The 11,572-nt window shown below is 50.3% G+C and carries 10 protein-coding genes; 7 read left to right on the forward strand and 3 right to left on the reverse strand.

From position 1 onward, the window contains the following. The first annotated feature begins 30 nt into the window (after positions 1–30). The gene (gene rnjA / locus EVJ33_RS01205) at positions 31–1,698 is read left to right on the forward strand and encodes a ribonuclease J1 (protein ID WP_131433720.1); all 1,668 of its coding nucleotides are present in this window, start codon (positions 31–33) and stop codon (positions 1,696–1,698) included. Between the two features lie 67 nt (positions 1,699–1,765). Then, positions 1,766–3,223, forward strand: a complete 1,458-nt coding sequence (locus EVJ33_RS01210; protein ID WP_131433721.1) for a phospholipase D family protein — start codon at positions 1,766–1,768, stop codon at positions 3,221–3,223. A gap of 91 nt (positions 3,224–3,314) precedes the next feature. Here EVJ33_RS01210 and EVJ33_RS01215 read toward each other — a convergent pair whose 3' ends face one another. Together EVJ33_RS01215 and def are read right to left on the reverse strand one after the other, a co-directional pair. After that, positions 3,315–4,940: an alpha/beta hydrolase gene (locus EVJ33_RS01215; protein WP_131433723.1), complete on the reverse strand. Its 1,626-nt coding sequence runs from the start codon at positions 4,938–4,940 to the stop codon at positions 3,315–3,317. Between the two features lies 1 nt (position 4,941). Next, positions 4,942–5,481: a peptide deformylase gene (gene def, locus EVJ33_RS01220; RefSeq protein ID WP_131433725.1), complete on the reverse strand. Its 540-nt coding sequence runs from the start codon at positions 5,479–5,481 to the stop codon at positions 4,942–4,944. Positions 5,482–5,811: 330 nt separating this feature from the next. Between def and pdhA the strand changes: the two genes are divergently transcribed. From pdhA to lpdA, 4 genes are all read left to right on the forward strand, one after another. After that, positions 5,812–6,897, forward strand: coding sequence for a pyruvate dehydrogenase (acetyl-transferring) E1 component subunit alpha (gene pdhA, locus EVJ33_RS01225; protein WP_131433727.1), 1,086 nt, complete (start codon positions 5,812–5,814; stop codon positions 6,895–6,897). A gap of 3 nt (positions 6,898–6,900) precedes the next feature. After that, the gene (locus EVJ33_RS01230; protein ID WP_131433729.1) at positions 6,901–7,878 is read left to right on the forward strand and encodes an alpha-ketoacid dehydrogenase subunit beta; all 978 of its coding nucleotides are present in this window, start codon (positions 6,901–6,903) and stop codon (positions 7,876–7,878) included. A gap of 76 nt (positions 7,879–7,954) precedes the next feature. Then, positions 7,955–9,247 (forward strand): dihydrolipoamide acetyltransferase family protein, encoded by a 1,293-nt coding sequence (locus EVJ33_RS01235; RefSeq protein WP_131433731.1) that lies wholly within the window; start codon positions 7,955–7,957, stop codon positions 9,245–9,247. 4 nt (positions 9,248–9,251) lie between these two features. Further along, on the forward strand, positions 9,252–10,664 hold the full coding sequence (lpdA, locus tag EVJ33_RS01240; RefSeq protein ID WP_034777014.1) for a dihydrolipoyl dehydrogenase: 1,413 nt from the start codon (positions 9,252–9,254) through the stop codon (positions 10,662–10,664). A 17-nt stretch (positions 10,665–10,681) separates the two neighbouring features. Here the strand turns inward: lpdA and aac(6') are convergent, their stop codons facing one another. Further along, complete coding sequence (gene aac(6') / locus EVJ33_RS01245) at positions 10,682–11,125, reverse strand: aminoglycoside 6'-N-acetyltransferase (RefSeq protein ID WP_131433733.1); 444 nt, start codon at positions 11,123–11,125, stop codon at positions 10,682–10,684. 75 nt (positions 11,126–11,200) lie between these two features. Here aac(6') and EVJ33_RS01250 point away from each other — a divergent pair, with 75 nt between their 5' ends. Continuing rightward, a complete protein-coding gene (locus EVJ33_RS01250) occupies positions 11,201–11,524 on the forward strand; it encodes a DUF3055 domain-containing protein (protein WP_131433735.1) in 324 nt (107 codons plus the stop codon). Positions 11,525–11,572: the final 48 nt, after the last annotated feature.

An 11,572-nucleotide genomic window follows, 5' to 3' on the forward strand; every position in this document is an offset into this window, starting at 1 on the left:
CATCAACTACTTGTAGTAAGGAGAGATTAAATGAAGTTTGTAAAGAACCACCAAACAGCTGTGTTCGCACTAGGCGGACTCGGAGAAATCGGAAAGAACACGTACGTCGTTCAATTCCAAGATGAGATTATTGTCATCGATGCGGGCGTCATGTTCCCGGAGGATGACTTGCTTGGAATCGATTACGTGATCCCTGATTACTCCTACTTGATCAAAAACAAGGATAAAGTCAAAGGGGTGTTCATCACCCACGGCCACGAAGACCATATCGGGGGCATCCCGTTCTTGTTGAAACAAGTGAAATTGCCGATTTACGCAACGAAACTCGCGCTCGGTTTGATTAAAGTGAAGCTAGAAGAGCATGGATTGCTCCGAGAAGCGGAACTCCATGAAATCGACGAGGACACGATCGTCAAATTCCGTAAAACGAGCATCTCGTTCTTCCGGACGACTCACTCGATCCCGAACTCACTCGGCGTCGTCGTCAAGACGCCGCAAGGAAACATCGTCCACACGGGCGATTTCAAATTCGATTTCACACCGGTCGGCGAACCAGCTGACATCGCGAAGATGGCAGACATCGGAAAAGAAGGCGTGCTTTGCCTCTTGTCCGACTCGACGAATGCAGAGGTCGAAGGTTTCACGATGAGTGAGAAGGTCGTCGGCGGGACGATCAGCGAGACATTCCGGAAATCGGAAGGCCGCATCATCTTCGCCACGTTCGCCTCGAATATTTATCGTCTGCAACAAGTCGTCGATGCATGTGCCGAGACGGGTCGCCATTTGGCCATCTTCGGTCGTTCGATGGACAAGGTCATGACGATTGGGCAAGAACTCGGTTTCATCAACGTGCCAAAAGGGATGATTATCGAAGCGAATCAAATGCGCAACTATGAACCGCATGAAGTAGCCATCCTTTGTACCGGTTCACAAGGGGAGCCGATGGCAGCGCTCAGCCGCATCGCCAACGGGACGCATCGCCAAGTGTCGATTATTCCTGGCGATACGGTCATCTTCTCGTCGTCACCGATTCCGGGGAACGCCATCTCGGTCGGGAAGACAATCGACCAACTGTATAAAGCCGGCGCTGACGTCGTCTATGGTAAATTGTCCAATATCCATACGTCAGGTCACGGTTCGCAACAAGAGCAATTGCTCATGATTCGTTTACTCAATCCGAAATTCTTCATGCCGATTCACGGTGAATATCGTATGTTAGTGAAACATGCCGAACTCGCAGAATCGGTCGGTATCCCGAAAGAGAACAGTTTCATCATGGATAACGGGGAAGTGCTCGCGGTTGACGCCGATTCGGCGGCCATCACTGGCAAAATCTCAGCCAATGCAGTATACGTGGACGGGAACGGCATCGGGGACATCGGCAATATCGTCTTGCGCGATCGCCGGATCCTTTCTGAAGATGGACTCGTCGTCGTCGTCATCAGCATCGACGGCAAGACGCGCAAGCTCGTCTCAGGTCCTGATATCATTTCACGCGGTTTCGTCTACATGCGTGAATCGGGCAGCTTGATTCGTGACGGTGAGCGGTTGCTCAAGAAGACGGTCGAACAAGGATTGTCGAACAAGCAGATGAAGTGGTCGGAGATGAAACAACTCGTCTCGGACACGCTCACGCCATACTTGGCACAAAAAACACGAAGACACCCAATGGTTCTTCCGATCATCATGGAAGTATGAACGAGCGGGCTGTAGGTGACTACAGTCCGTTTTTTTAGAGGACTATACTATAAGGAGATGGTGCCGAATGGAACGACCGAAACGAAAGAAGGGATGGCTGAAGTGGGGTCTTGCCGCGTTTGCCTTACTTTTCCTCATCACGATGATTTACCATCAAGTCAAGCCGCTACCGGAAGGTGTATCACGCGCGTCGGACCCGGTCGCGATTTCAGACGACCAAATCGATTTTTTATCTGATTTGACGTATCAAGGCGAAGATACCGAAATCAATGAGCAAGAGATTTTTCAAGATGTCGAGCGGTCAATCCGTGAGGCTCGGGAATATATCGTCATGGACTTTTTCTTATTTAATCCGTATTCGAACGAAGACCGTCAGTATCCCGACATCACGTCCCGTCTGTCGTCGGCCTTGCTAGAACAGATGGAGGCCTATCCGGACTTGGACGTCGTCTTGATCACCGATGAAATCAATACGACGTATAACGGTCACGCGTCCGATCATTTGGACGTATTAAAAGAAGCGGGCGCCGAGATTGTCTACACGAACCTCGATGCGCTGCGGGACCCGAATATCTTGTACTCGACGTTGTATCGCATCGGTTTCCAATGGTTCGGGGACAGCCAGAACGGTTGGTTGCCGAACCCGATGGCTAAGTCGGCCCCAGAGATCACGATTCGGTCGTATTTACGGCTCTTGAACGTGAAAGCGAACCACCGTAAAGTGATGGTGACCGAGAATGAAGGGTTCGTCTTATCGGCCAATCCACACGATGCGAGTGGCTACCATTCGAACGTCGGTGTCCGGCTCAATGGACCGATTCTAGCTGACATCCTCGAAGGGGAGGAAGCCATCGCCACGTTTTCGAAAGGGGACGCCAAACGCTTCCCGAACGAGGAGAAGCTCGAGAGTTTACGGGAGGAGCCATCATCCGGTCCGATGCAAATTCGCTACGTGACGGAATCCAAGATTCAAGAAGCGGTTGTCGGGGCGATGGAAGAAGCGAAACCCGGTGAAACGATTTGGATTGGCATGTTTTACTTGGCCGACCGTAATATCATTCAAGCAATCCATGAGGCTGCTGAGCGTGGTGTATTCGTCAAGCTGATTCTCGACCCGAACACGAACGCATTCGGGCGTGATAAGTCGGGCTTGCCGAACTTGCCGGTCGCGGCGGAGTTGAACACGGTGAATCCCGAGCAAATCGAGATTCGTTGGTACGAAGTCGGCAAAGAACAGTACCATCCGAAGATGCTCTATGTGGAAGGAGACCGTCGCGTCGTCGTCATGGGGTCAGGGAACTATACGACCCGTAACATGAACGACTATAACCTCGAAGCGGACGTTGAAGTTGTCACGACGGAAGAGACGGAGTTCATCCGTGAAGTCGACGGCTACTTCAAACGACTTTGGAACAACGAGCAAGGGACATATACGCTCGCTTACGATGAGATTCAGACCGATTTACCAATCGGGAAGTATTTGATTTATTGGCTCCAAAAGCTCACTTGGACGATGACGTATTAAAACAAAGCCCGCTTTTACGTGAAGGCGGGCTTGACTATGGGCTGACGATGTCCACGCAAAAGCCCGCTTCCTTTGAGGAGGCGGGCTTTGTTCAATTCGTTTCGACTGGATTGAATTCGTTTGAATACTCATACAAGAACTGACCGCTGTCCCGGAGGACGTCTGTCTTCCGATGGAGCGAGAAGTGATCGTACGGTACGGTTTCCGTCTCGATGTTGTTCGTATACGTCTCAAGCAAGAGCGAACTCGCTGGCTCAATCAAGTTGAATTCGCCACCTCGGCCTGAGAAAGAGAACACCTGCACAGACCGCGGCCACGTCTCCAGCTTAGATTGGAACGCTTGCAGTCCGTCAGAAGTCGGGGACAGGTCACGAATAGCAGGACTACCCGTATTGATCCCGAAGTTGCTGGCGGATAAACCGAAGTTAGCGAGACGCGTACCGGCGAACGGGCTGTCATACGTCACGAACTTATCGACGATATATTCATCCTGATTCAAGATATAGTTTGCCGCCGCGACCCCGCCCATGCTGTGACCGACCAAGTACATCCGGTCAAATGAACGATTCCGTTCATCTTTATAGCGTTCGATTGCGGCGTTCAGCCATTTTGTCTGATTGTTGAGTGACGCCTCGGAATCCTCATATTCGATGCGGACGATCGGTCTCATCGAATTATAATCATTGATCACGCAGTCGACCGCGCCTTTCGCCGTCACGGTACAGAGGGCTCCATCTTTAGCCAATCCGCGTTGCTCCATATATTGTGAGAAACGGAGAAACGTCCGATCTGTCCCAAGTAACCCGTGCACGGCGAACGTCGGGATGAACTCGTCCGTCTGGGCAGCTTGACGGATTGCTTCGGTCTGCCTTTCGGTCGTCAACTCTTCACGGATTGTCACGATAATCAGAGCGAGTGTCAAGACGAGGATCAATCCGCCAAGGATACGGGAGCGGATGGATGTCTTGTCCGGATTGCCGACGTTTTTGCGGTACTTCTGCCAGACGAAGAAACCGACGAGGGCGAGGATGACCGAGACGACGATCGTGAGGATCCATGCCTTGACGTTCGGTACGTGGGCGACGAGGGTCATGTTGTTCTGACGGCCGCCGTACACTTGCCATTCGACCTGTTTCATCGAACGTACATCGAGGCCGGTACCGTCTTCGACGAACACGCCGGTCGGCACGGTCAGATTGAAGCGGATATCGGCTTGACGGACATAGCGCTCGGCCAATTGTTTTGGTGAGCCGCTCAAGTTCACGCCGGGCAGATTGATGCGGTCGAGCCGAAGATCGAGATTCGTATTGAGCACATAAGAGTCGAACCAAATCCCGTCTTCTTTCTCGACATCAAACTTCATGTCGGGCGGGACGAGAATGCCGGCCGGACCGGTTTTCCATTCTTCTTTAATGTTCTGAAGGTCGTCAACATTGTCAAACGTCTTCTTCAGCACCATGCCCTCGTAATCGTCTTCACTAAAATAATCTCGTGTCGCATAGCCGTTCGCATTCGCTTGTTGTTTCCATGTATCCCAATCGAGCCGCAAATTGAGCAGCTTCATGACCGGATGGTCGCGGAACGCGTACGTCGTCTCTAACGTGACCGATTGGTCGTAATGGACGGTCGCATCATATTCGATACGAACACATCCGCCGATTAAAAGAAATAAAAATGGGAATAAGAACAACAGCGCCTTTTTTTTCAAACTCGTCACCTCAAATCGGCTCACCGTAAGTGTCTAACGGGTTGGTCGGATTGATGCGGTCGTAGAACAAGACCCCATCTAAATGATCGAGCTCATGCTGACAGACGATGGCGCGCATTCCACGGAGCCGCAATTTGATCGGTGTACCATCACGGTCAACCCCTTCAATCGTGATACGGCGATGGCGCGGGACGTTCCCTTTGACGACTCGGTCGACGGAGAGACAGCCCTCACCGCCGTTTAAATATGTTTGCTCCACCGAATGGCTCGTGATTTTTGGATTGAAGATCGATAGTTTGAACGTCTCTTCTTCCTCATGGAGTAGGACCGTGAAGAAACGACGATTGACACCGAGCTGTGGTGCAGCGATGCCGACACCGCCGCGAAGTTCATACTTCGCGCTCATCTCTGGGTCTTGGCTGTTGACGAGGAACGTCTCCATCTCATCGAGTAGCGCAACGTCTTCTGCCGTCGGTGGGACCGGGACCTCGATTGAACGGGTACGGAGCCGCTCGTCTCCTTCACGAATCACATCTTTCATCGTTAACATGCAAAACTTCCTTTCCAATGGCGATATGACTAATTATATCATATTTATTAGTCGTTTCGCCTAGATGGTACAGAAGGTGAAATGAAAATGATACAGAGCCGAAAAGAAGAAAAAGATGTGGTCATGTAAGCGTTTTTATAGAGTGAGCATATTTTTTGCGTTATTATAACAACCCGTTTTATACTGACTAGGAAACGGCAGGATAAGTGCAACTTTCCTGAATCACGTTAATACAGATTGCTTTTTTGGACAGATACACTTAAGATTTGAGGTAGTGTTTGATCACAAAAAAGACAATTGTCTCATAGTTGAAAGGATGAGGTGAAACGAATGAACAACGTTCAGGTACTTCAAAACGTGGAAGAAAACTTCCAAACGTTCCGTATTCTCGACGAGAAGGGCGAGGTCGTCAACCAAGACGCAATGCCAGATGTAACGGACGAGCAACTTCAGGAGCTTATGCGCCGCATGGTCTATACACGAATCTGGGACCAACGTGCCATCTCGCTCAACCGTCAAGGACGCTTAGGTTTCTATGCGCCAGTGGCTGGTCAAGAAGCAACGATGATCGGGACGCAATATGCGCTCGACAAACAAGACTGGATTCTTCCAGGCTACCGTGATATCCCGCAACTCGTATTCCACGGACTTCCGCTTTATCAAGCGTTCTTGTTCTCACGTGGTCACGTCGCAGGTAACCGTATTCCTGAAGACGTCAACGTATTGATGCCGCAAATCATCATCGGCGCACAAATCATCCAAGCTGCGGGTGTGGCAATGGGCCTCAAACGCAACGGCAACACAAACGTCGCCATTACTTACACGGGTGACGGTGGTTCATCACAAGGTGACTTCTACGAAGGATTGAACTTCGCAGGTGCATTCAAATCACCAGCCATCTTCGTCGTTCAAAACAACCGCTTTGCGATCTCGACGCCAGTTGAGAAACAAACTGCAGCTAAAACGATCGCGCAAAAAGCTGTCGCAGCGGGTATCAACGGAATCCAAGTTGACGGAATGGACGTTCTTGCTGTCCTCGCCGCAACACAACAAGCGCGTAAAGATGCACTTGACGGAACTCCGACGCTCATCGAAGCACTCACATACCGTTACGGACCACATACGCTCGCAGGGGATGACCCAACGCGTTACCGTACAAAAGAACTCGATACAGAGTACCAAGAGAAAGATCCACTCGTTCGTTTCCGTCTTTTCCTCGAAGGCAAAAAGCTTTGGAGCGAAGACATGGAAAACGAAGTCATCGAACAAGCGAAAGCAGACGTCAAAGAAGCGATCAGCCTCGCTGACAAAGAACCAAAACAAAAAGTTTCGGACTTCATCAACAACATGTTCGAAACACTTCCTTCAAACTTGAAAGAGCAGCTTGAAGAATATACAGCAAAGGAGTCGAAGTAAGTTATGGCTCAAATGACAATGATCCAAGCGATTACTGATGCGATGCGCGTTGAAATGAAGCGCGACGAGAAAGTACTTCTTTTCGGAGAAGACGTTGGTAAAAACGGTGGGGTTTTCCGTGCAACGGAAGGTCTCCAAGACGAGCTCGGCGAAGACCGCGTCTTCGACACACCGCTTGCTGAGTCTGGTATCGGTGGTCTTGCTATCGGTCTCGGTCTTACAGGCTTCCGTCCAATCATGGAAGTTCAATTCTTCGGATTCGTATTCGAAGTGTTCGACTCAATCGCAGCTCAAATGGCGCGTATGCGTTACCGTTCAGGCGGCGCTTACAGCCAGCCGATTACAATCCGTTCACCATTCGGTGGCGGTGTTAAAACACCAGAACTTCACGCGGATAGCCTTGAAGGCTTGATGGCTCAGACACCTGGTCTTAAAGTCGTCATTCCGTCAACGCCATACGATGCAAAAGGTCTTTTGATCTCTGCAATCCGTGACAACGACCCAGTCGTATTCCTCGAGCACATGAAACTTTACCGTTCATTCCGTGGCGAAGTTCCAGAAGGCGAATACACGATCGAGCTTGGAAAAGCAGACGTGAAACGCGAAGGAACTGACGTTTCGATCATCACTTACGGTGCAATGGTCCACACGTCACTCAAAGCGGCAGAAGAGCTCGAAAAAGAAAACATCAACGTCGAAGTCATCGACCTCATGACAGTAAGCCCACTTGATATCGAAACAATCGTCGAGTCTGTTAAAAAGACTGGCCGCGCGATCGTCGTTCAAGAAGCACAACGTCAAGCAGGGATTGCGGCTAACGTCGTAACTGAAATTCAAGAACGCGCAATTCTTCATCTCGAGGCACCAGTGCTTCGGGTAACTGCACCAGACACAGTCTTCGCTTTCGCACAAGGTGAAGATGCATGGTTACCTGACCATAAAGATGTCGTTGCAAAAGTTAAGGAAGTTATTAACTTCTGATCGTGTTCAAGTAACGATGAGGGAGAATTGTCTCCCTCGTTGTGTTTACATGATGAATTGATGGGAGGAAAAACCAGTGGCAGTATTTGAATTTAAATTACCAGACATCGGTGAAGGAATTCACGAAGGTGAAATCGTCAAGTGGTTCGTAAAAGCAGGGGATACAGTAAAAGAAGATGACATTCTTCTTGAAGTTCAAAACGACAAAGCCGTCGTTGAGATTCCTGCTCCAGTTGATGGAACAGTTAAAGAAGTCAAAGTCTCTGAAGGTACAGTTGCGGTCGTCGGCGATGTCCTCATCACGTTCGATATCGAAGGTGACGCACCAGCCGGTGAAGAAGAAGCAGCTCCTGAACAGCCTAAAGCTGAAGAGAAGACTGAAGATGTGAAAGAAGACGTGAAAGAAGACGGCCCGCGTGAAGTTCAACTTCACAAATCGGAGCGCGTCATCGCGATGCCTTCAATCCGCAAATATGCTCGTGAAAAAGGCGTCGACATCCGTGAAGTCCAAGGTTCTGGAGATAACGGTCGCGTCTTGAAAGAAGATATCGATGCATTCGCAAACGGAGAAGCACCAGCAGCAGAAGCTACAACAGAGAAAACAGAATCTGTAGCTCCAGCAGCGGCTGCGAAAACGGAAATCAAGCCTTACGAGTCAGCAACGCCTGAACTCGAAACGCGCGAGAAAATCCGTGGTATCCGTAAAGCAATCTCGAAAGCAATGGTTAACTCGAAGCACACAGCTCCACACGTTACACTCATGGACGAAGTCGACGTCACGAAACTCGTCGCACTCCGTAAAGAGTTCAAACAAGTGGCTGCTGACCAAGGCGTAAAACTCACGTACTTGCCGTTCGTCGTAAAAGCATTGACTGCTGCAGCGAAAGCTTACCCAGCCATCAACGCATCGATCGATGATGTCAACGAAGAGATCGTCTACAAAAACTACTACAACATCGGTATCGCTGCTGATACGGACAACGGTCTCGTTGTTCCTGTCGTCAAAGAAGCGGACCGTAAGTCAATTTACGCACTCGCTACAAATATCAATGAGCTTGCCGGTAAAGCACGTGAAGGCAAACTTGCTGGGGACGACATGAAAGGCGGATCGATCACAATCACGAACATCGGTTCAGCTGGTGGACAATGGTTCACACCTGTTATCAACCACCCAGAAGTTGCAATTCTCGGTATCGGCCGCATCGCTGAAAAAGCTGTCGTTAAAGACGGCGAAATCGTCGCGGCACCTGTCCTCGCGCTTTCATTCAGCTTTGACCACCGCCTCATCGACGGTGCGACTGCTCAAAACGCACTCAACATGGTGAAACGCTTGCTTCAAGATCCAGCACTTCTAATGATGGAGGGATAAGAACATGGTAGTAGGAGAATTCGCACAAGAAACTGATTTGCTTGTCATCGGCGCCGGTCCTGGTGGATACGTCGCAGCCATCCGTGGCGCACAACTTGGCCTTAAAGTCACGATCGTCGAAAAAGGTAACTTTGGTGGCGTCTGCTTGAACGTCGGTTGTATCCCATCAAAAGCGTTGATCACGGCTGGTCACAACTTCCAGCATGCAAAAGGTCACTCGTCAATGGGAATCACGTCTGACAACGTATCAGTCGACTTCACAAAAGTCCAAGACTGGAAACAGTCGGTCGTCAACAAATTGACTGGCGGCGTCAAAGGTCTTTTGAAAGGTAACAAGATTGACATCGTTCAAGGTGAAGCTTTCTTCGCCTCTGAAGATACAGTTCGTGTTATCACAGAAGATAGCTCGACTCCTTACAAGTTCAAAAAAGCGATTATCGCGACTGGTTCGACACCAATCGAGATCCCATCGTTCAAATGGTCAAAACGCGTCCTTTCTTCAACTGGCGCATTGGCTCTTCCTGAAGTACCGAAGAAACTTGTCGTCATCGGCGGCGGGTACATCGGTATGGAGCTCGGCACAGCGTACGCGAACTTCGATACAGAAGTCGTCGTCGTTGAAGGCGCAAGCGACATCTTGTCTGGCTTCGAGCCGCAAATGACGCAAATCGTCAAGAAGAAACTCAAACAAAAAGGCAACGTCACGATTCACACGAACGCGCTTGCAAAAGGCGTCGAGGAAACAGAAGACGGCGTAACGGTTAAGTTTGAAGTGAACGGCGAAGAGCAGTCTGTTGAAGCGGACTACGTCCTCGTCACAGTCGGCCGTCGTCCAAACACTGGCGACATCGGTCTTGAGAACGCGGAAGTCAAAATCAGCGACCGCGGCATCATCGAAATCGACGACCAGTGCAAGACATCGAACGAAAACATCTACGCCATCGGCGACATCGTACCAGGACCACCGCTCGCGCACAAAGCTTCTTATGAAGCGAAAGTCGCAGCGGAGGCAGCTGCCGGTAAGCCAGCTTACCTCGACTACTCAGCAATCCCAGCGGTCGTCTTCACTGACCCTGAACTTGCAACAGTCGGTTACACAGAGCCACTCGCAAAAGAAGAAGGACTTGAGATCACTGTATCGAAATTCCCATTCGCAGCGAACGGCCGTGCCCTCGCTCTCGACGAGCCAGACGGCTTCATGAAGCTCATCACGCGTAAAGAGGACGGTCTCTTGATCGGTGCTCAAATCGCGGGAACTGGCGCTTCAGATATGATCGCCGAGCTTGGTCTCGCAATCGAAGCAGGCATGACTGCAGAAGATATCGCGCTTACAATCCACGCTCACCCATCACTCGGTGAGATGGCAATGGAAGCGGCAGAAATCGCAATGGGTATGCCAATCCACGTCGTTAAATAAGTCAAAAGCTCTCTCGCTTACTCGCGAGAGAGCTTTTTTACGTAATGGACGGTCCGTTCGACTTCTTGAAAGCCGATGCGTTCATGGAACCGTTGACTGCCGTCGTTCTCGACTTCCGTGTCGGAGGCGAGCTCGGCGCATCCTTGCGACTGGGCGAACGAGGAGGCCGTTTCGACGAGCCGTGTCGCCACGTCTTGCTGCCGTGCGGCTTCGACGACGTAAATGCCTTCTATAAACGCGGTCGGGGAACTGGAGGTGCCAGGGACGTAGTCATGACGGAAACTGAGCTGACAAAAGCCGATCGGTACGTCCGTTTCCGCGATGAAGTAGTGCATCTTGCCCGAGCGGAGACCGAGCCGGACCTCAGGCTTGAGTTCAGCAACGGGTGCGTCTGGCCATAGTAGTCGCATGAGAGCAACGAGTTCGGCGCAATCTTGTTCGTTCGCTTTTCGTATCTTCATCAGTCGTCCTCCTTATGTTTCGTACGTTCAGTATAAAGGAAAATAAGGAGTGAAGTCAGAAAGGAGGGAACGATGATGGCGTTCGATGAAGAATTGTTATATACCGTCTCTGAGACGAGCCGTGTCCGTTTCACGGGAATCGAGACAGAGACGTCACGTTATGATTTCGGTTTTGTGTATACACATCAATTCATGGGAAAAGTGCTTGTCGTCTGTATGCAGACCGGACAATCTGCCCTTCTTGACGTCCGTGCGCTCGAAGAACCGAGACAGCTGTATCCGATGCTTGGGATCGCCCTGCGCGATACTGGTCATGTTGCCGAGTTTTTACGCCTCTGTCTAACTGAAAATGAGATTGAATCCAATCAAACAGGAAATTTACCCCTTGAAAAAATGTAAGCGTTTTCTTATAATGGAACGTAGGGGAAGCAATTCGATCATCATAAG

The sequence above is a fragment of the Exiguobacterium sp. SL-10 genome (assembly GCF_004337025.1).
In the GTDB taxonomy this organism is placed as follows: Bacteria; Bacillota; Bacilli; order Exiguobacteriales; family Exiguobacteriaceae; genus Exiguobacterium.